The sequence below is a fragment of the Methylobacterium sp. ARG-1 genome (assembly GCF_001262595.1).
GTDB classification, from domain to species: Bacteria; Pseudomonadota; Alphaproteobacteria; order Rhizobiales; family Beijerinckiaceae; genus Methylobacterium; species Methylobacterium brachiatum.
Window position 1 is genome coordinate 1 of the sequence record NZ_LHCD01000024.1, and the last position, 18756, is coordinate 18756.

Annotated in this window: 18 protein-coding genes and 1 riboswitch; of the genes, 11 read left to right on the forward strand and 7 right to left on the reverse strand. The window is 71.7% G+C overall.

The genetic code is table 11. The annotated features are described in order from the left end of the window. Positions 1 to 103: 103 nt before the first annotated feature. From AKJ13_RS20055 to crcB, 6 genes are all read left to right on the forward strand, one after another. A complete protein-coding gene (locus AKJ13_RS20055) occupies positions 104 to 1132 on the forward strand; it encodes a VWA domain-containing protein (protein ID WP_050734953.1) in 1029 nt (342 codons plus the stop codon). Between the two features lie 166 nt (positions 1133 to 1298). Next, positions 1299 to 2228 carry a VWA domain-containing protein gene (locus AKJ13_RS20060; protein ID WP_050734954.1) on the forward strand — a complete coding sequence of 310 codons (930 nt, stop codon included), beginning with the start codon at positions 1299 to 1301 and terminating at the stop codon, positions 2226 to 2228. After that, positions 2228 to 3148 carry a tetratricopeptide repeat protein gene (locus AKJ13_RS20065; RefSeq protein WP_050734955.1) on the forward strand — a complete coding sequence of 307 codons (921 nt, stop codon included), beginning with the start codon at positions 2228 to 2230 and terminating at the stop codon, positions 3146 to 3148. The genes AKJ13_RS20060 and AKJ13_RS20065 overlap by 1 nt, the downstream gene beginning before the upstream one ends. A gap of 50 nt (positions 3149 to 3198) precedes the next feature. After that, a complete protein-coding gene (locus AKJ13_RS20070; protein ID WP_244471664.1) occupies positions 3199 to 4554 on the forward strand; it encodes a hypothetical protein in 1356 nt (451 codons plus the stop codon). Positions 4555 to 4713: 159 nt separating this feature from the next. After that, positions 4714 to 5223, forward strand: coding sequence for a hypothetical protein (locus tag AKJ13_RS20075; protein ID WP_050734956.1), 510 nt, complete (start codon positions 4714 to 4716; stop codon positions 5221 to 5223). 27 nt (positions 5224 to 5250) lie between these two features. Continuing rightward, positions 5251 to 5324: riboswitch (Fluoride riboswitch) on the forward strand. Between the two features lie 78 nt (positions 5325 to 5402). Then, a complete protein-coding gene (gene crcB, locus AKJ13_RS20080) occupies positions 5403 to 5780 on the forward strand; it encodes a fluoride efflux transporter CrcB (RefSeq protein WP_050734957.1) in 378 nt (125 codons plus the stop codon). A gap of 120 nt (positions 5781 to 5900) precedes the next feature. Here the strand turns inward: crcB and AKJ13_RS20085 are convergent, their stop codons facing one another. Continuing rightward, positions 5901 to 6731, reverse strand: a complete 831-nt coding sequence (locus AKJ13_RS20085; RefSeq protein WP_007565296.1) for a pyruvate, water dikinase regulatory protein — start codon at positions 6729 to 6731, stop codon at positions 5901 to 5903. A gap of 484 nt (positions 6732 to 7215) precedes the next feature. Here AKJ13_RS20085 and AKJ13_RS20090 point away from each other — a divergent pair, with 484 nt between their 5' ends. From AKJ13_RS20090 to AKJ13_RS20100, 3 genes are all read left to right on the forward strand, one after another. Continuing rightward, positions 7216 to 8343 carry a uroporphyrinogen decarboxylase gene (locus AKJ13_RS20090; RefSeq protein ID WP_050735015.1) on the forward strand — a complete coding sequence of 376 codons (1128 nt, stop codon included), beginning with the start codon at positions 7216 to 7218 and terminating at the stop codon, positions 8341 to 8343. Positions 8344 to 8346: 3 nt separating this feature from the next. Beyond that, positions 8347 to 8778 (forward strand): protoporphyrinogen oxidase HemJ, encoded by a 432-nt coding sequence (gene hemJ / locus AKJ13_RS20095; RefSeq protein ID WP_050734958.1) that lies wholly within the window; start codon positions 8347 to 8349, stop codon positions 8776 to 8778. 76 nt (positions 8779 to 8854) lie between these two features. Beyond that, positions 8855 to 9208 carry a lysozyme inhibitor LprI family protein gene (locus AKJ13_RS20100; RefSeq protein WP_050734959.1) on the forward strand — a complete coding sequence of 118 codons (354 nt, stop codon included), beginning with the start codon at positions 8855 to 8857 and terminating at the stop codon, positions 9206 to 9208. A gap of 422 nt (positions 9209 to 9630) precedes the next feature. Here AKJ13_RS20100 and AKJ13_RS20105 read toward each other — a convergent pair whose 3' ends face one another. The 6 genes from AKJ13_RS20105 to AKJ13_RS20130 form a co-directional block, all read right to left on the reverse strand. Beyond that, positions 9631 to 10344 (reverse strand): amino acid racemase, encoded by a 714-nt coding sequence (locus AKJ13_RS20105; RefSeq protein WP_050735016.1) that lies wholly within the window; start codon positions 10342 to 10344, stop codon positions 9631 to 9633. Between the two features lie 147 nt (positions 10345 to 10491). Next, positions 10492 to 11352: a LysR family transcriptional regulator gene (locus AKJ13_RS20110; protein WP_050734960.1), complete on the reverse strand. Its 861-nt coding sequence runs from the start codon at positions 11350 to 11352 to the stop codon at positions 10492 to 10494. 11 nt (positions 11353 to 11363) lie between these two features. Beyond that, positions 11364 to 12356 (reverse strand): ATP phosphoribosyltransferase, encoded by a 993-nt coding sequence (gene hisG / locus AKJ13_RS20115; RefSeq protein WP_050734961.1) that lies wholly within the window; start codon positions 12354 to 12356, stop codon positions 11364 to 11366. After that, positions 12353 to 13495, reverse strand: coding sequence for an ATP phosphoribosyltransferase regulatory subunit (locus tag AKJ13_RS20120; protein WP_050734962.1), 1143 nt, complete (start codon positions 13493 to 13495; stop codon positions 12353 to 12355). Before AKJ13_RS20120 ends, hisG begins: the two co-directional genes overlap by 4 nt. Positions 13496 to 13666: 171 nt before the next feature. Beyond that, complete coding sequence (gene hisS, locus AKJ13_RS20125) at positions 13667 to 15217, reverse strand: histidine--tRNA ligase (protein ID WP_050734963.1); 1551 nt, start codon at positions 15215 to 15217, stop codon at positions 13667 to 13669. Between the two features lie 270 nt (positions 15218 to 15487). Beyond that, positions 15488 to 15991, reverse strand: a complete 504-nt coding sequence (locus AKJ13_RS20130; RefSeq protein ID WP_007565273.1) for a DUF3429 domain-containing protein — start codon at positions 15989 to 15991, stop codon at positions 15488 to 15490. A gap of 556 nt (positions 15992 to 16547) precedes the next feature. Here AKJ13_RS20130 and rho point away from each other — a divergent pair. Both rho and AKJ13_RS20140 read left to right on the forward strand, forming a co-directional pair. After that, the gene (gene rho / locus AKJ13_RS20135; RefSeq protein WP_050734964.1) at positions 16548 to 17918 is read left to right on the forward strand and encodes a transcription termination factor Rho; all 1371 of its coding nucleotides are present in this window, start codon (positions 16548 to 16550) and stop codon (positions 17916 to 17918) included. Positions 17919 to 18140: 222 nt separating this feature from the next. Next, complete coding sequence (locus AKJ13_RS20140) at positions 18141 to 18752, forward strand: Maf family nucleotide pyrophosphatase (RefSeq protein WP_050734965.1); 612 nt, start codon at positions 18141 to 18143, stop codon at positions 18750 to 18752. Positions 18753 to 18756 lie beyond the last annotated feature (4 nt).

Consider the following 18756-nt stretch of genomic DNA (forward strand, 5'->3'; position numbering starts at 1 on the left):
GCGGATCCGGCCGGGTCCTGGCCGATGGGCTCTACCGGCGCCAGGAGCCCGACCTCGACGGGCTCGACGCCGAGTTGGGCCGCCTGATCGGACGGTTGCGGACATGAGCGGCCTCCTCCCCGCCTGGCTCACGGCGCAGCTCTCGGCCTTCGATTGCGCGGCGCCCTGGATCCTGCTCGCCCTGCCGCTGCCGCTGCTCGCCGCACGCCTGCTCCCGGCCGAGACGGAGGGCGGCAGCGGCGCCCTGCTGGTGCCCGGGACCCTGGTCGGCCAGGCGCATTCCGGGGCCGACCTCGCCGCACGGGGCCGCCGCCGCGCCGCGCTGATCTGGACCCTCTGGGCGGCCCTGGTCGTCGCCCTGTCCGGCCCCCGCCTGGTGATGCCGGCCGCAGCGCTCCCCGCCTCGGGCCGGGAGATCATGATCGCCATGGACCTGTCCGGCTCGATGGAGCGGCGCGACTTCGCCCTGAACGGCGAGACCGTGAACCGCCTCACCGCGGTCAAGCGCGTCGGCACCGACTTCATCCGGCGCCGGGCCGGGGACCGGATCGGCCTGGTAATCTTCGCCGACCAAGCCTACGTGGCCGCCGCCCCGAGCTTCGACACCGCCGCGGTGGCCCGTGCCCTCGACGAGGCGACCATCGGCATCAGCGGCCGCTCCACCGGCATCGGCGACGGGCTCGGGCTTGCCCTGCGCCGGCTCGACCCGAAGGACGCGCCGACGGGCGCGCAGGGCGAGCCGGCGCCATCCGCCAAGGCCGTGATCCTGCTCTCGGACGGCGCCAACAATGCCGGCCAGACCGCCCCCAAAGACGTGGCCGCCCTGGCCAAGGAGCTCGGCATCAAGGTCTACACGATCGCGCTCGGCCCCCGGGACATGGCCGATGCCGACGGCGAGCAGGACGTGGTCGACACCGAGACCCTGCGCGACATGGCCCAGGCCAGCGGCGGCGAGGCGTTCCGGGTCCGCACCACCGAGGACCTCGTCCGAGTCGCCGACGCCATCGACCGCCTGGAGGGCGGCCGCGCCCTCGCGCCGCCCCTGCCGCTGCGCCGGGACCTCTGGCCTTGGCCCGCCGCCCTGGCGCTCGCCGCCGCCGCGGCCCTGCTGGCGACCCGGAGGGGTGTGTGATGCGTCCCAACACCGTCTCCCCAACCCACGCTCTCATCCTGAGGTGCCGCGTCGGCGGCCTCGAAGGAGCGCTCCAGCAGGCCGCGCGATGCCTGGAGTTCTCCTTCGAGGCCTCCGCTGCGCTCCGGCACCTCAGGATGAGGATGCGGGCGGGAGGACAGCCCGCATGAGCGCCCTCGACGCCTTCGCGTTCCTGCGCCCCTGGTGGTTCCTGGCCATCCCGGTCGTGGCCCTGCTGGCCCTGCGCGCTGCCTGGCGGGCGGCACCTTTGGGCGATTGGGGCCGCGCGGTCGATCCGGCCCTGATGGCCCATCTCGCCCGCGCCGGGGCCGTGCTCGGCGGAAGGCGGCAGGCCAACCGGGCCGCCGCCCTGGCCGCCGGGGCGATCGCCCTGGCGCTGACCGGACCCGCTTTGGAGCGCCAGGATACGGCGACCTTCCGCAATCTCGACGAGACCGTGATCGTCGTCGACCTGTCCCGCTCGGTCACCGAGGGCGGCAATCTCCAGGGCGTCCGGCAGGCCGCCGCCGCGATCGCCGAGGCCGCCGGCACCCGGGCCGTGTCCCTCGTCGTCTATGCCGGCGACGCCTATCTCGCCGCCTCGCCGACCACCGACCGGGACAGCTTCGGCACGACCCTGTTCGCCCTCGACGCCGACACCGTGCCGGATCGCGGCAGCCATCCCGAGCGCGGGCTGGCGCTCGCTCGCCGCACCCTCGCGGAAGCCGACGTGGTCGCGGCCGACGTGGTGCTGATCACCGACGGCGACGGCATCGGCGAGGCCGCCGACCGGGAAGCCCGGGCCCTGGCCGATCGCGGCTGGCGCCTCCAGGCCCTGTTCGTCCCCGCCGACAAGCCGCTGCCGCCGGGCGCGCCGAAGCCCGACCGGGCCGCCCTGGACGCGCTGGTGCGGGTCGGCGGCGGCCGCGTCGCCGACATCGCCGAGCCCGGCCCGGTGCTCGACGCGGTCGGGGCCGGCACCGCCCAGCATCTCGCGGCCGGTGGCTACGGCGTGCTGGCCTACGCGGATCTCGGCCGCTGGCTGCTGCTGCTCGCGGCCCTGCCGGCCCTGGCCCTGTTCCGCAGGAGCGCGTGATGGAGCGGTTTCTTCCGAAAACCGGCCTCGCCGTCCCGATCCGCGCCGGCCTGCCCGCCGGCTGGCGGCGGCTCGCCCGGATCGCCGGGCTGGCGCTGGCCGGGCTCGGGCTCGTGGCCCTGCTCGCCGTCTCGCAGCCTCGCACCGGGCTCGGGCGCCTGCTGATGGCGCTGGGCCTGCCCGGGCTCGCCGCCGACCTGATCGTCGATCCCGCCTGGCGGGCCGCCGCCCTGTACGAGGCCGGCCGCTACGGCGAGGCGATCGCGCTGTTCCGCTCCGGTGGGCGACGGGCGAGCTACAATCTCGGCAACGCGCTGGCCCGCGCGGGCGATTTCGACGGCGCGCTCGCCGCCTACGACGAGGCCCTGCGTTTCGACCCGCGCGACGCCGACGCGCAGGCCAACCGCTCGCTGGTCGCTCGGATGCAGGCCGAGGTGATCGATCGCGGCCCCGGCGGCGGCATCGCCAACGGCACCGCGCAATACGGCGCCCGCTACAACAACACCGCCAACCAGGACCAGAACAACGACATCAACGCCGCCTCCAGCGGCGAGGGCCTGGCCGGCAACAAGGAATCCAACGCCAGCGCGTCGCTGCCCGGCAACAGCAAGGTCGCCCGCCGCGGCAAGGCCGAGCAGCAATCGATCGATGCCGGCAAGGGCCAGGCCCGGGGCTCGGCCGGCGACGCCGCCGGGCGCGGCCGAACCGGCGGGGGCGCCGCCATGGTCGCGGAGGCCCCCGAGCGCGAGGTCCGCCGGGTGACCAAGAGCTTCGAGGCCCACGAGATCCGCCCGGACCGGCTCTGGCTCCAGACCCTGCCGGACGATCCCGGCCGCTTCCTCAAGCTGCGCCTGCGCGCCGAGCAGACCCGCCGGGTCGAAGCCGGCACCGCCATCCCGGCCGGGAGCAACCCGTGGTAGTTTTTTGGGACTTTTTCCGCCCGCTTTTGGCCCGCTTGGCGAGCGGCCGGATGGCCACGTCGCCGGATGCGGCGCGGGTCCCCTCTCCCGTGCGGGAGAGGGGGCGCGGCGCCGCCTGCCTAACGCGATCTGGGAGCACTGGAACCCGTAGCCGGAGGCGACAGAGCTACGTCCTGCTCCTCACGCTCCTCGCCCCGCTCCCGGCCCGGGCCGAGATCGAGACCGGCGACCTCACCCTCACGGTGACCGCGGAGTTCAACGGCAACAGCCCGCCCTTCGCCCGCGAGATGGTGCTGCTGAAGATCCGGGGGGTCTACAAGCAGCCGATCCTGCTGGAGGAGGTGGTCCAGCCGACGCTCGCCAACTTCTCCTGGACCCAGCTCGGCCGGGACCATTGGAGCCGGACCAAGCTTCCGGATGGCCAGAGCGCCATCGCGTTCGACCGCACCGTAGCGGTGTTCCCGCACCATGCGGGCGACTTCATCATCGAGCCCTTCACCCACAAGCTGACGGTCAACGATGTCGGCGAGCGGCGGGTGGTCGAGGTGCGCTCGAAGCCGATCCCGTTCCCGGTGGCGCGCTGGACCGAGGCGGGTGGCGGCCCGGACGTCAAGGAACCCTGGTGGCTGCCCGCCCGGGACGTCGCAGTCACCGATTCGTGGAGCCCGGATCCCGAGACCGTGAAGCTCGGCGAGACCACCCGGCGGATCGTCACCCTCGAGGTGCAGGGCATGGTCGCCGAGGGCCTGCCGCCCCGGCCGGTGATGCGCACCCGCGGCATCCTCACCTTCGCCGGCCCGGTCACCCGCGAGACCCTGCTGACGCCCTCCGGCCCCGTGGCCCGGGCGACCTACCAGTGGGACGTGAAGCCCGGCGTGCCCGAGGTGATCCCCCTCGACGCCATCGCGATCCCGTGGTTCGACACCAACACCCGCACCATGCGGGAGGCCGAGATCCCGGCTCGCCAGATCGGCGGCGGCCTGCCCGACCGGGAGGGCGACCGGGCGCCGCCGGCGGTCCCGTCACCGTTGGTCGCTGCCGCGGCGGCGCTCGCCGCCTTCGGCCTCGGCCTGGCCCTGATCGGTTACGGCGCGGGCCGGCCGCGCCTGCGCCTGTCCGCCGCCAGCCGCCGGGCCCTGCACCGGGCCGCCCGCGCGGGCGATCCGGCCGGGTTCCGCGCCGCCCTGGAGGCGGCCCGCCGGGAAGCGCCGGAGCTTGCCCGGATCTGGCAGGCACGGCCCGATCTCGCCGCGCCGCTCGCCGCCCTCGACCGGGCGGTGTTCGGAACCGCGGGCGCCCCGGCCTCGGACCTGCCGGCGCTCGCCCGCGCCCTGGCGCGGCCGGAATTTCAGGCGACCGCCTCCGGGCCGGATCGGCTCGCCCCCCTCGACGGGCCGGCGACCTGAAACCTTTGCACAGGACTTAGGCAGGTACTATTCCTGTGCAACGGCCCAAGTTCTGACCAGGCATCAATATTTTGCACCGTCTTGCGTCACTTGATTTCGCTTCGTAACCTTCGTTGCCTCAACAACGAAGCCTTGCAACGATGATCGGGGAGGAGCGCCATGGCACGCGCCAACGACGTCAAGGACCGGTTCCGCGCCCGGCTGCAGGATGCCGACGCCCGCAGCAACGATTTTCGCCGCAAGCTGCTGGAGGAGGGCACCCGCGCCCTCGAGCCGGTGGTCGACGTCCTGAACCTGATGGCCGAGGTCCTCAACGAGGAGGACAACGTCCACGGCAGCATCACCGGCCTCGAGGCCAAGATCGACCAGGACAACTTCATCAGCCTGTGCGCCAAGCTGCGCGGGACGGACACCGAGCAGAAGATCAAGATCAAGTACGGGCCCGAGCTCGGCGGCAGCAACACCATCTCGGTCTCCGGCCTGAACCAGCGCTACAACGAGCGCCTGGTCCCGGGCGCGGCCGGGGCCGCCCTCGGCCGCAGCGTCGGCAGCGACATCCACTTGGACGAGAACCGCGGCACCGAGCTCGCCGAGGTGGTCCGCGAGGTCGTGGAGGATTTCTACGCCGCCCAGATCGAGCAGCGCAGCCACTTCGCCGCCGTCCAGTAGCGGCGACGCCGATCCTGCGCTAAGCCTGCCCGGGATGGGGATGGAGCTCCCCGATAACCGCCCGGCGATCGCCAAGCCGGGCTGATGGCTCCTACCGCACGGGCGTGCTCCGGACGTCCGCGGTGGGGCCGTGCGCCGAAGCCGCGACAGGGCCGCCCGACCGAACAGGAAGGGCAGGCATGGTCAACACCCTCATCGTCATCCTCGGCGCCGGGCTCGGCGGCGGGGTCCGCCACGGCATCAACGTCGCGGTGGCCCGCCTGCTGCCGGGCTTCGGGTTTCCCCTCGCGACCCTGGTAATCAACGTGCTCGGCTCGTTCCTGATGGGCGTGCTGGCCGAGGGCTTCGCCCTGCGCGGCGCAGCCGGCCACCCGGCGCGGCTGTTCCTGACCACCGGGATCCTGGGCGGCTTCACCACCTTCTCAACCTTCTCGCTCGACGCGATCAGCCTGTACGAGCGCGGCGAGCCGGCCCTGGCCGCCCTCTACGTGGCGGTCTCGGTGGCGGGCGGGCTGCTCGGCCTCATCGCCGGCATGGCCCTGATCCGCGCGCTCTGAAAACAGTCCTGGTTTCACAAGGTCCGAGACCTTGTGCGGGTCCAGGGCAGAGCCCTGGAGGCATGGGGCTGCGCCCCAATCCCCGCCAAAGGGCTTGCCCTTTGGGATCCCGGACTTCTCTCAGTCCGCGATGAACTTCAGGCGGTGGTCGCGGTAGAGGTCGACGATCGCCGCGGCGGTCTCCTCGATCGAGCGGCGGGTCACGTCGATGGTCGGCCAGCGGTTCTTGGTGAACAGCCGACGGGACATGGTGATCTCGTCGGCCACCGCCGAGCGGTCGACATACATCGAGGATTCGTCGGCGTTAAGGCTCGACAGCCGGTTCTGGCGGATCTGCACGATCCGCTCCGGCGAGGCGAACAGCCCGACCACCAGGGGCTTGCGCGCCCGCTCGATCGCGGGTGGCAGCGGCATGCCCGGCACCAGCGGCAGGTTCGTGGTCTTGAGCCCGCGATTGGCCAGGTAGATCGAGGTCGGCGTCTTCGAGGTCCGGCTGACCCCGAGCAGGATCACGTCGGCCTCCTCCAGATCCTCCGGCAGGTTGCCGTCGTCGTGGGCCAGCGTGAAGTTCATCGCGTCGATGCGCTTGAAATACTCCGCGTTGAGCATGTGCTGGGCGCCCGGCCGGGCCGTGGTCTCGGCCCCGAGATAGGCGCGCAGCAGGTCGTGAACCGGGCGCAGCACGGACAGGCAGGGCGAGCCGGTCTCCCGGGCGACCTCTTCCAGCCGCTCGCCGAGATCGCCGCCCACAAGCGTGTAGAGCACGAGGCCCGGCGCCGCCCGGATCTCCGAGATCACCCGGTCGAGCTGCGCCGCCGAGCGCACCAGCGGATAGACGTGCTCGATCGCCGAGACGCCCTCGTACTGCGCGGCCGCCGCCCGGCCGACATTGATCAGCGTCTCCCCGGTGGAGTCGGAGACGAGGTGGAGGTGGAAGTAGCTGCGGCCCATCCGGTCTCCTTCGCCTCGGCGGTCGGGTTATCCACCGCCGGCCGCCAGGGGAGTCGATGAGTGTGGATAGGATGCGGCTTCGGGCAGGTCCAGGGCGCAGGGGCTGCGCTTTATCGACTCCGCCGTTCACAGGTACGCCGTCGAGGCGCACGGAATCCGGGCGCCTGGGAGAATCCGGGACGCAATAGGGGCGCGTACCGGACTCGGCGTTCGCAAGCCGCTGTTGGACTTGGCCGTTCTCGCAACATGGAGCGAATCCTTTAAAGCCTCGTTAACGGCGCGGCGGCGGGGACGGCCTGTGGACCCGCTTGCACCACCGTGTTGAGGCCCCCCAATAGAAAAAACAGAGTCCTAGAATCTCTCTTTTCTTTTCGAGAGGGGCCTGTGTGGGGATCCGGCGCGCCTCGACTCGACAGGACGGTCGCCGACAGGCATGCGGGATGACGAAGGCGGGATGGGAGCGACGATGACGGGGACGGAGCGCATGTCCGAAGGCAAGTCCGACCGGAAGGTGCTGCGCGTCCTCGAGGGCGAGGCGATCGGACCGCCCCCCGCCTGGATGATGCGCCAGGCCGGCCGCTACCTGCCGGAATACCGGGCGAGCCGGGCCGAGGCCGGCTCCTTCCTCGACCTCTGCTACAGCCCGGACTTCGCCGTCGAGGTGACGCTCCAGCCGATCCGGCGCTTCGGTTTCGACGCCGCGATCCTGTTCTCGGACATCCTGGTCGTCCCCCACGCGCTCGGCCAGGACGTGCGCTTCGTGGAAGGCGAGGGGCCGCGGCTCGATCCCTTGGACGGCCGCGACGCCTTCGGGCGGCTGCGCGAGGCGGGCGATCCGGCGATTTTCTCCCATCTGGCTCCGGTCTTCGAGACCGTGAAGCGGCTGCGCTCGGAACTGCCCGGCGAGACCACCCTGCTCGGCTTCTGCGGCGCACCCTGGACGGTGGCGAGCTACATGATCGGCGGCCGCGGCACCCCGGATCTCGCCCCCGCTCGGGCGCTCGCCGAGGGCGACACCGCCCTGGTCGACAGCCTGATCGACCGCCTCGTCACGGTGCAGACCGAGTATCTCATCCGCCAGCTCGAGGCCGGCGCCGACGCGGTGCAGATCTTCGAATCCCATGCCGGGACCCTGCCGCGCGCCGTGCCCGCCTCCGGGGACATCGTCGAGCCGGTGGGCGACGTGACCGAGAGCGCCCTGCCGGACGATGCGGCGATGGACGCCTTGACCCGCTGGTCGCTCCGCCCGATCGCCCGGATGATCGCCGGCGTCCGCGCACGGGTGCCGGGCGCCAAGATCATCGTTTTCGCCCGCGGCTCGGGCCTCGGCGGCCATGCCCGGGTGGTGCCCGAGACCGGGGCCGACGCGGTCGGCGTCGACTGGGCGGTGGACCTGAAGGCCCTGCGCCGGCAGCTGCCCGCTACCACGGTGACCCAGGGCAACCTGCATCCCGACACGCTGATCGCCGGCGGCGACGCCCTGGATGCCGGGGTCGACGCCGTGCTGGAGGCGACCGCGGGGCTACCGCACGTGTTCAACCTCGGCCACGGCATCACCCCGCAGACGCCGGTCGCCCATGTTGAGCGCATGCTCGCGCGGCTGCGCAGGTAGGCCGTGCTCTACGATTGGCTCAAGGCCGGGCACGTCATCAGCCTGATCGCCTGGATGGCGGGCATGCTCTACCTGCCCCGGCTGTTCGTCTATCACGCAAGCCTGCCGCCGGGCTCGGAAGGGCAGGCCGCGACCTTCAAGGTGATGGAGCGCCGCCTGCTCAAGGCGATCATGAACCCGGCCATGATCGCGACCTGGGCGTTCGGGCTGACGCTGGCCTGGATGAGCGGCTACTACGCGAGCCCCTGGCTCCAGGCGAAGTTCCTGCTGGTGCTGGCGATGTCGGGCATCCACGGCTGGCTCGCCCGGATGGTCAAGGATTTCGCCGCTGACCGGAACACCCGCGGGCACAGGTTCTACCGGGTGCTCAACGAGGTGCCGACGCTCCTGATGATCGGCATCGTCATCCTGGCGATCGTCAAGCCGGGCCTCTGATCCCGGGATCCTGTGATCCGGCTCCCCACGCCGCCGGCATGCCCGGAGCCTTTCGCCAGCCGGGCCGTTGGGGGCCATGACCAAGGTTCCCGCCCTCGCCCTGCCGCTGGCCCTCCTGCCTCTTCTCGGCGCCGCGCCCGCCCGGGCCGCGAGCTTCCCCTGCGACAAGGCCGAGATCCCCGACGAGAAGGCGATCTGCGCCCATCTCCCGCTCAACGACATGGATGTCGAGATGGCGACCCGCTTCGCCATCCTGAAGGACGTCCTGCCGATGGGCGGCCAGACCAAGCTGCGCGACGATCAGGAAGCCTGGCTCAAGGAGCGCCACGCTTGCGGCGCCGACATCGCCTGCCTGCGCGGCCTCTATGAGACCCGGCTCAAGGTGCTGCGCGGGGTGCTGGCGGAATTCGCCAAGCAGGGGCCGCAGTGAGGGCGGTTCGGGCCATCGGGTGATCGGTCGGCTTCGCCCACGCCGTCATAGCGAGCGGAGCGCCACAACCAGGGGCAGCGCGCGATCCCGGCCCGTGGCGGGTCCCCGCATCACGTCGCTTCGCTGGCGATGACGGGGCCCCGGCTGACACACGTCACAGGGACGATCCCATCCACCCCCCCTCATCCGGAGGTGCCGCGTTAGCGGCCTCGAAGGAGCCCTCCAGGGATCGCGCGGCGGGCTGGATAGCTCCTTCGAAGCCTCCGCTGCGCTTCAGCACCTCAGGATGAGGGGGGTGGATGGGAAGACCGCCACTCAAGAGGCTTTGCGCAGTGATCAGCTCGATCGCGCTGGAAAATACGCCTCTTCTAAGCGACGGCCACAGCAATCTGCAGCCGCCGCCCCCTCGGCCCCCGCAGGTGTCACGCCACGAGCGGCAGCATCACCGGGTCGGCCCGGCAGGCGGCGACGCAGGCCCGGGCCAGGGACTCGGTCGCATCCACCATCACGCCCGCGAGCTCATCGTCGAGGTCGGACAGCGCCACCGGGATCTCGGTGCAGGCCATCACCACCCGGCGGCATCCGGCCGCCATCAGGGCCCGGGCCTGGGCTTCGAGGATCAGGGCCGCCTCGGCCACCCGGCCGGCCTTCACCAGGTCGATCGCCGCGACCACCGCATCCTGTCCGTCCGGATCCGGGCTCAGGCAGGCGAAGCCGTGCCGGGCGAGCCGCTCCGGGTAGAGACCGACCCGGAGGGTTCCGGCGCTCGCCAGCAGGCCGATCGGGCCGCCGGCAAGGCCGCTCCCGGCGAGGTCATCGGCCACCGCATCGACGATGTGCAGGATCGGCAGCGCCGTGCCGGCCTGGAGCGCCGCGTGCCAGTGATGGGCGGTGTTGCACGGGATCGCGATCCGGGTGGCGCCCGCCGCCTCCAGCCGGGCCAGGGCCGCGCGCATCGCCGGCAACGGGTCCGGGCCCTGGCCCAGGATGGCGGAGGCCCGGTCGGGGATGTCGGCCGCCGAGCAGACGAGGGTCGGGATGTGGTCCTGGTCGCGCCGGGCCGGGGTCGCCCGCACCAGCTTGGCCAGAAAGTCCGCCGTCGCCAGCGGACCCATCCCCCCGAGAACACCGAGCATCATCGCCTCCGAACGTCGCGGAAGCGGTCTTGCGGGGCGAACGGACCCAGAGTCCAATGCCGTGTCGGCACGGGTCATGCCGGTCCGGCATCGTCGGGGCGCTGCACCGACACCCCGCCAAAGGGCTGGCCCTTTGGGAACCCGGTTTCAGCCGCCCTCGGAGGCCAGGGCGTGGGCGGCCTGCCAGACCGCGTCGAGGGCCGGGTGACGGCGGGCGGCGTTCCGGTAGAGGCGGATCTCCAGGGCGGCTCCTGGTCCCGAGGCCACGAGGCTGCCCTCGGCAAGCTCCAGGGTGACCAGGCTCTCGGGCAGCCAGGCCAAGCCGTGGCCCGCCAGCGCCATGAACTTCAGGGCCTCCGCCATGGCGTTCTCGTTGACATGGGCTGCCGGCATCGGCTCGGCACTCTGCGCCACCACCCGGCCCAGGAAGGAATCCGCCGGGTAGCCGAGGCCGGGCAGGTCGGCTGGCGCCGGACCCGGCCGGTGCACCGGCACGAGCCTGTCCCGGCCGATGATGAGGTGCGGGAACGCCGCGGGGTCGAGGGGGATCGGCACACCGGGATGGTGATAGGTCAGCAGCAGGTCGTGGCTGCCCTCGGCCAGCGCCTGCACGCAGCCGTGGAAGTCCCCCGGCAGCAGCCGGCTGCCCAGGGGCCCGGTCCGGGCCTCGATCTCCCGGTACCAGCCCGGGAACACCGTCAGCGCCAGGGTGTGGAGTGCCGCCACCGACACCGCCCGGGCGGCCGGCCGGGTCCGGGCCCGCAGCGCGGCGCGGCCCTCGTACAGGAGCCGAACGGTCTCCTGCGCGGTCTCGCGGAACAGCTGGCCCTCAGGGGTCAGGGCGGTCGGGTAGGTGCTGCGGTCGATCAGCGGGACGCCGAGCCAGCCCTCGAGCGCGCGGATCCGCCGCCCGAAAGCCGGCTGGGTGACGTGGCGCTCCACCGCCGAGCGGGAGAAGCTGCCGGTGCGCGCGAGGCTCAGGAAGTCCTCGAGCCATTTCAGCTCCATCGCCGGCTGTCTTACAGACGGGCCAGCAGCCGCTCCGCCAGCGGGTTCTCGGCCGCAAAGGCGTAATCGACCCGCCGGACGGTCACGGCCCGGGCGCCGGCCTCCACCAGGGCGCCGGCGAGCGCGAACACGGCGCCCTCGGGGCAGCGCATCACGATCTCGCCGTCGCTCCCCCGCGGCGCGCCGTAGGGCAACTCGGCCTCGTGCAGGCCCGCGATGGTGGCGAGGTCGATCGTGCCGCTCTCCGGCAGGGCCGCCCGGACCTCCCGGGTGGTGCGGGCGCGCTCCTCGGCGGCGATCCGGCCGAGCACCGTGCGCAAAGCCGTCCGCTGGTCCTCGCCCCAGGGGGCCTTCAGCGAGGCGACCAGATTGGCCTCGGAGCGCAGGATGATGCCGTCGTCCAGCACCTTCAGGGCGTTGGCGCTGAGCGTCGCCCCCGTGGTGGTGATGTCGACCACGATCTCGGCGGAGCCCGCCGCCGGCGCGCCCTCGGTGGCGCCCAGGCTCTCGACGATGCGGTAATCGGCGACGCCCTTCTCGGCGAAGAACCGGCGGGTCAGGTTCACGTACTTGGTCGCCACCCGCAGGCGGCGGCCGTGGCGGGTGCGCATCAGCGCCGCGACCTCGTCGAGGTCGGACATCGCCCGCACGTCGATCCAGGCCTGGGGCACCGCCACCACCACGGTGGCGTTGCCGAAGCCGAGCGGGGTCAGGAGCTCCACCTGGCCGCGCACGTCCGGCAGGGTCTCGCGGATCAGGTCCTCGCCCGTGATGCCGAGATGGGCCGCCCCGGAGGCGAGCTGCGCGGCGATCTCCGAGGCCGAGAGGTAGCGCACCTCGACCCCCGGCACGCCGACGAGCTTGCCGCGATAGTCGCGGGCGCCCGCTCCTTGAGCGAGCCGCAGGCCGGCCCGGCCGAAGAACGCGCTGGCATTCTCCTGGAGGCGTCCCTTGGACGGGACGGCGAGGATCAGCGGCATGGTGCCCGAATCCGAGGTGGTCATCGGCCGGCTCCCGCCACGCGCTCGACCCAGAAGGTGCAGCCCACGGCGGGCAGGGGCGCCGCGCTGCCGAGATGCCCGAGCAGGCCGTCGTAGCGGCCGCCGCCGACCAGCATCGGGCCGTCCCCCTCGTTCACCTCGAAGATGAAGCCGGTGTAGTAGTCGAGGTTGCGGGCGAAGCCGCCCTGGAACCGGAAGCGCTCGATCGGCAGGCCCCGGGCCGCGATGAAGCCGGTGCGCTCCTCGAACAGGTCGAGGGCGGTCGAGAGGGCGTCGTGGCGCAGGCCAGCCTCCGCTACCAGCCCCCGCAGGTCGCGGGCCGCCGCGTCCGGATGGCCGGCGATCGCCCGGTAGCGGTCGAGCACGGCGCGGTTCTCGGCGTTGAGCCCGGCGCCGCCATTGGCCTGCGCGGCCGCCTTGCCGAGGAAGCGCTCGGCGATCTCGCCGGCGCTGCGGCCGCCCACCGCCGAGATGCCCGCGATAGCCAGCACATCCTCCACGAAGGCGCGCACGCCCTGTGGGTCCTGGCCCTGGATCGCGGCCAGCAGGCCGGCATGCGGATCCTCGGGGCGCGCGCCCTCGCCGCCATTGGTGACCTCGTCGAGGGAGCGCCCGGCGGCGAGCGCCCGCAGGGTCCGGCGCTTGGCCGCCGGCGGCACCGCGAGGCCGTCCAGCAGCGCCACGGTGAGGCCCATATCGCCGAGCCGCACCGCCGGGTCGGTCCGGCCGAATAAGGCGAGGCCCTCGAGGGCCAGTCCCAGCACCTCGGCATCGGCGGCGGGCGTGTCGGTCCGCCCGATCGATTCGATGCCGGCCTGGAAGAACTCGTCGGGCTCGTCGGCGGCGAGCCGGAAGACCGGGCCGCAATAGCTGTAATCGGCCGCCTGGCCGTCGGCCTGGGCCCAGTGCAGGCGGCAGACCGGGATCGTGAATTCCGGCCGCAGGCATAATTCGGCCCCGGCCGCATCCTGGGTGACGAAGATCCGCCGGCGGATATCCTCGCCGGACAGTTCCAGGAACGGCTCCACCGGCTGCAGCACCGGGGGCGTCACCGGCCGGTAGCCGGCCGCACTCAGATGCGCGAGCAGCCGCGTCCGCGCCGCGTCGCCCGCCCCCGTCTCACCGGCCTCCGGTCGTGTCATCGCATGTCCCTCGCGGGCGCTCTCTAGCAATCGCGGCGGCGCTTGGCGACACGCGAACATCATGAGATCCCAAAGGGCTCAGCCCTTTGGCGGGGTATCGGGGCAGAGCCCCGATGGACCAGAGCTCTGCCATGGACCCGCAAAAGGTCGACGACCTTTTGAAACCAGGACTCAGCCCGCGGTGGCGGGGAAGTGGCGGGCCAGGACGGCGCGGACCTGGGCGACCAAGTCGGCCTCCGGGCAGGAGAACTGGGCCGGGCGGGCGGCCTTCCACTCGGCGTTGCTGCCGATGGACTCGGCGGCGCGGGCGCCCTCGATCAGGTCCTTGATCTGGATCTCGCCGGCCAGGCGCTCGTTCGAGCCCTGGATGATCGCCACCGGGGCGCGGCGGCGGTCGGCGTATTTCATCTGTGCCTTCATGCCGGCGGCGCCGAGATAGAGCTCGGCCCGGATCCCGTCCGCTCGCAGCAGGGCGACCAGCCGCTGGTAATCGGCCATGTTCTCGCGGTCGAGGACCAGCACCACCACCGGGCCGGGGGTCTCGGTGCCGGCGAGCAGCGGGCTCTTCACCAGCTGGAGCGCCGAGAACAGACGCGAGACGCCGATGGAGAAGCCCGTGGCCGGCACCGGCTCGGCCCGGAACCGCCCGACCAAGCCGTCATAGCGCCCGCCGCCGGCCACCGAGCCGAAGCGCACGGTCTGGCCGTCCTCGTTGGTCACCGGGAAGGTCAGCTCGGCTTCGTAGACCGGACCGGTATAGTATTCGAGCCCGCGCACCACGCTCGGATCGGCGCGGATCACGTCGTGGCCGTAGCCCGCCGCCGCGCAGAGCCGCATGATCGCGTGCAGCTCGGCGATGCCCGCGCGGCCGGTCTCGGATTCGCCCACCGCCTCGTGCCAGCCGGCGAAGAACTTTTCCCAGAACGCCATCTTGTCGGCGCCGTCCCCGGCATCGGCCTGGAACGACACGTAGGCCAGGATCCTGGACACCGCGGTCGCGTCGAGGCCGGCGCCCTTGGTGAAGTCACCGCTCTCGTCCTTGCGGCCGGCGCCGAGCAGGTCGCGCACGCCATCGACGCCGAGGCGGTCGAGCTTGTCGATCGCCCGCAGGACGGCCAGCCGCTGCCCGGCCTTGTCGGGGCCGGCGAGGCCGATCGCCTCCATGACCCCGTCGAGCACCTTGCGGTTGTTGACCTTGACCACGTACTGGCCGCCGAGCCCGAGCCGGTCCAGGGTGTCGGCCATCAGCATGCAGGTCTCGGCATCGGCCGCGACGCTGCCGGCGCCGACGATGTCGGCATCGAACTGCATGAACTGCCGAAACCGGCCGGGCCCCGGCTTCTCGTTGCGGAACACGTAGCCGGCCCGGTAGCTCCGGTACGGCTTGGGCAGGGAATCGTAATTCTCGGCCACGAACCGGGCGAGCGGCGCGGTCAGGTCGTAGCGCAAGGAGAGCCAGGCCTCGTCGTCGTCCTGGAACGAGAACACGCCGGCGTTCGGGCGGTCGAGGTCGGGCAGGAACTTGCCGAGCGCCTCGGTATACTCGACGAACGGGGTCTCCAGGGCCTCGAAGCCGTAGAGCTCGAAGCTCTTGCGGATCGTCTCCAGCATCCGCCCCTGGGCGGCGATCTCGTCGGCGCGGCGGTCGACGAAGCCGCGGGGCAGTCGGGGTTTCAGGGTTTCGGCCCGGCTTTCGGCCTTCGCGGTTTCGGGCTTGGACATGTGAACGCGTTCGCTTCCCGCGGACCCGGAGCCCGGGTCCGGTGTGAGTCGTCCCCGGCGCGGCAGGGATCCTGAGGCCGGGCTCTAGAGCATGACGGGCGAAAGGGGAATTCGGTTTCCGGGAAGCTTCCTCGGCCGCCTATCCAGCGCCGTCATCGCGAGCGTAGCGAAGCGACCCAGGGCAACGCGACGTTCGGGGAATGCGCGCTACGCCGGGTTGCTTCGCTGCGCTCGCAACGACGGTGGCGGGTCGGAACGCTCGTCAAACCCTCAGTACGGCGCCGTCAGCTTGAGCCAGAGCAGGACCGCGAGGCTCACCACGGCGATGGGCATCTGCAGCGGGCGCAGACGGGCATGGGCCAGCGGCACCTCGCCGGCGCGGGCGGCGATCGGATCGAGGATGCCGATGGCCGCGTAGCCGAGGATCAGCATGGCGAGTGCCGGCACCGCCTTGCCCATCACCGCCGAGAACAGGCTGAACAGCCCGAGCGCGTACAGGATCAGCATCGTGACGATCTGGGCGAGCCGCGGCCCGCCCTCGGTGCGGAAGCTGACGCCCCGATGGACGCCGGCCAGGAACAGCAGGATCGAGGCGGCGTAGAGCAGGGTGAATAGGGCCACGAGATAGTCGAGGGGCTGGCCGTTCAGCCACCAGGCCGCGGCGGCGCCGACGGCGATCGGCACCATCGGGCCGAAGCCGAACACGATGTCGAGCCACGGGATCCGGCGCGGCTCGTGCGCGGTGATGGTGCGTCCGGTGGCGTCGTCGCGCATGTCTGTGGGGCCGGGCTCTCGGGTGACGGGTTTGCTGCGCTGCGGCGCCGGGACGGGGAACGGCCCCGCGGGACCCCGGTTCCGCGTCGAGCCCTTTAGCGCCGCGCGAGCCGATCCGCGAGGTCCGGCCTGCGCAGGAGGCGTTCAAGGGATCGTGACGGGTGAGTGCAGATCTTCGAGAGGTGCCGCCGATTCCAAAACGGAGCGTGTCTCCCTCCCCCGCAGAGGGGGGGGAGGGGATGCGTGGGGGTTTGCCACCGCCCGATCCCGCGACGATGCCGGCCCATCGTCACCGATCCCACGCGTCCCGAACGGCCCGCGATTCAGCAGCCCCTTGAGTGCGGTGGCGAAACGCGTTATTTCTCGTGGGCCCTCTTCACAAGGTCAGCGCCGCAGCGCGCCCGTGAGCCGCGAGGGTCCTGCCGAAAACGGTCCAGCCAAGACGATCTTCGGGCCCCTCGCTGTTCCAGCGCGGCCCGCTCTCCGGCGCCCGTCCCCCGGGTTGCTTGGCGCAGAACCGGCCCTCCCACCTTCTCCGTCGGTTGCAAGACACCCCATGACGCCACATCCCGACGCCTTCGCCGATCCCCTGGCCGATCCCGAGACCGCGGATCCGGCCGACGCGCCCGCCACCCCGGGCACCGTCGCCGTCCTCGAGGGCGTGCGCGAGGTCAAGCTGTTCGACCTCAAGGCCAAGACGCCCACCGACCTGATCGCCTTCGCCGAGGAGGTCGAGGTCGAGAACGCCTCGACCATGCGCAAGCAGGAGCTGATGTTCGCCATCCTGAAGCAGCTCGCTGCCAAGGAGGTCGAGATCATCGGCGCCGGCACCGTCGAGGTGCTGCAGGACGGCTTCGGCTTCCTGCGCTCGAACGATTCGAACTACCTGCCGGGCCCGGACGACATCTACATCTCGCCGACGCAGATCCGGCGCTTCGGCCTGCGCACCGGCGACACCGTCGAGGGCCCGATCCGCGGCCCCAAGGACGGCGAGCGCTACTTCGCGCTCTTGAAGGTGAACACGATCAACTTCGAGAACCCGGAGAAGATCAAGCACAAGGTCCATTTCGACAACCTGACGCCGCTCTTCCCCACCAAGCGGTTCAAGCTCGAGCTCGAGAATCCGACCAAGAAGGATTTCTCGCCCCGGATCATCGACATCGTGGCGCCGATCGGCAAAGGCCAGCGCGCCCTGATCGTGGCGCCGCCGCGCACCGGCAAGACCGTGCTGATGCAGAACATCGCGCAGTCGATCACCCTCAACCACCCGGAATGCTACCTCATCGTGCTGCTCATCGACGAGCGGCCCGAGGAGGTGACCGACATGATCCGCTCGGTGAAGGGTGAGGTCATCGCCTCGACCTTCGACGAGCCGGCCACCCGCCACGTTCAGGTCGCCGAGATGGTGATCGAGAAGGCCAAGCGCCTGGTGGAGCACGGCCGCGACGTCGTCATCCTGCTCGACTCGATCACCCGGCTCGGCCGCGCCTACAACACCGTGGTGCCGTCCTCCGGCAAGGTGCTGACCGGCGGTGTCGACGCCAACGCCCTGCAGCGGCCGAAGCGCTTCTTCGGCGCCGCCCGCAACATCGAGGAGGGCGGCTCGCTCTCGATCATCGCCACCGCGCTCATCGACACCGGCTCGCGCATGGACGAGGTGATCTTCGAGGAGTTCAAGGGCACCGGCAACTCGGAGATCATCCTGGACCGCAAGGTCTCGGACAAGCGCATCTTCCCGGCGATCGACATCACCCGCTCCGGCACCCGCAAGGAGGAGCTGCTGGTCCCGCCGGACGCGCTCAAGAAGACCTACGTGCTGCGCCGCATCCTCAACCCGATGGGCGTCACCGACGCGATCGAGTTCCTGCTCGACAAGCTGCGCCAGACCAAGAGCAACAGCGACTTCTTCGACTCGATGAACACCTGATCGGGTGGGGTCCCGGATCCAGAGGGTCCGGGACCTTTTTCAAGGACTGCGCCCTTCGGAAACCCGGGGCCGCGTTGACCTTCTCCTAACCCGTGCCTGCCATGGTCGGCCTCGGGAGCCAGGTTGCGTATCGGCTCCGCGACAGCCCCGCCGACCGGTTCATCCCGGCGGCGGGGCTCGTCGCAGCCTTGCTTCAGCGACCCGATCCGTGACACTGGCGCGATGCCCCGCTCGCCCTGGCTCCGTCCGGATCCGCTCCTCCTCGCCTCGACCAGCCCGACCCGGCGCCTGCTCCTGGAGAGCGCGGCCCTGCCGGTCGAAACCGCATCCCCCGACGTCGACGAGCGCGCCGTCGAGGCGTCGAGCCAGGGATTGTCGCCGCCCGACCTCGCCCAGCGCCTCGCCCGGGCCAAGGCCGACGCGGTGGCCGCCCGCCATCCGGGACGGGTCGTGATCGGCGCCGACCAGGTCCTCGAGCTGGACGGCACGATCTTCCACAAGCCCCGGGATTCCGACGCAGCGCGGGCCCAGCTCGCCCGCCTCGCCGGCCGCACCCACGCCCTGCATTCCGCGGTGGCGCTCGCCGGCGCCATCGACGACGGCTTCGTGGAGACCGCCCGGCTGACGATCCGCCCCCTCGATGCCCGGGCGATCGCCGCCTATGTGGACTGCGCCGGCGCCGAAAAGGTGCGCGCCAGCGTTGGCGGCTACCAGCTCGAGGGACCGGGCATCCACCTGTTCGACTCGGTCACTGGCGACCATTCGACCGTGCTCGGCCTGCCGCTGCTGCCGCTGCTCGCCCGCCTGCGCGCCGCCGGCTATCTGGATTTCTAGGGAG

Bases quoted from the DNA above. Each gene is read 5' to 3' on its own strand.
- AKJ13_RS20110 (WP_050734960.1), bottom strand. From the start codon at position 11,352: ATGGAGCTGAAATGGCTCGAGGACTTCCTGAGCCTCGCGCGCACCGGC.
- AKJ13_RS20100 (WP_050734959.1), top strand. From the start codon at position 8,855: ATGACCAAGGTTCCCGCCCTCGCCCTGCCGCTGGCCCTCCTGCCTCTT.
- AKJ13_RS20055 (WP_050734953.1), top strand. From the start codon at position 104: ATGAGCGGCCTCCTCCCCGCCTGGCTCACGGCGCAGCTCTCGGCCTTC.
- AKJ13_RS20085 (WP_007565296.1), bottom strand. From the start codon at position 6,731: ATGGGCCGCAGCTACTTCCACCTCCACCTCGTCTCCGACTCCACCGGG.
- AKJ13_RS20090 (WP_050735015.1), top strand. From the start codon at position 7,216: ATGTCCGAAGGCAAGTCCGACCGGAAGGTGCTGCGCGTCCTCGAGGGC.
- AKJ13_RS20065 (WP_050734955.1), top strand. From the start codon at position 2,228: ATGGAGCGGTTTCTTCCGAAAACCGGCCTCGCCGTCCCGATCCGCGCC.
- hisS (WP_050734963.1), bottom strand. From the start codon at position 15,217: ATGTCCAAGCCCGAAACCGCGAAGGCCGAAAGCCGGGCCGAAACCCTG.
- AKJ13_RS20140 (WP_050734965.1), top strand. From the start codon at position 18,141: ATGCCCCGCTCGCCCTGGCTCCGTCCGGATCCGCTCCTCCTCGCCTCG.
- AKJ13_RS20070 (WP_244471664.1), top strand. From the start codon at position 3,199: ATGGCCACGTCGCCGGATGCGGCGCGGGTCCCCTCTCCCGTGCGGGAG.
- AKJ13_RS20120 (WP_050734962.1), bottom strand. From the start codon at position 13,495: ATGACACGACCGGAGGCCGGTGAGACGGGGGCGGGCGACGCGGCGCGG.
- AKJ13_RS20075 (WP_050734956.1), top strand. From the start codon at position 4,714: ATGGCACGCGCCAACGACGTCAAGGACCGGTTCCGCGCCCGGCTGCAG.
- AKJ13_RS20130 (WP_007565273.1), bottom strand. From the start codon at position 15,991: ATGCGCGACGACGCCACCGGACGCACCATCACCGCGCACGAGCCGCGC.
- rho (WP_050734964.1), top strand. From the start codon at position 16,548: ATGACGCCACATCCCGACGCCTTCGCCGATCCCCTGGCCGATCCCGAG.
- AKJ13_RS20060 (WP_050734954.1), top strand. From the start codon at position 1,299: ATGAGCGCCCTCGACGCCTTCGCGTTCCTGCGCCCCTGGTGGTTCCTG.
- crcB (WP_050734957.1), top strand. From the start codon at position 5,403: ATGGTCAACACCCTCATCGTCATCCTCGGCGCCGGGCTCGGCGGCGGG.
- hisG (WP_050734961.1), bottom strand. From the start codon at position 12,356: ATGACCACCTCGGATTCGGGCACCATGCCGCTGATCCTCGCCGTCCCG.
- AKJ13_RS20105 (WP_050735016.1), bottom strand. From the start codon at position 10,344: ATGCTCGGTGTTCTCGGGGGGATGGGTCCGCTGGCGACGGCGGACTTT.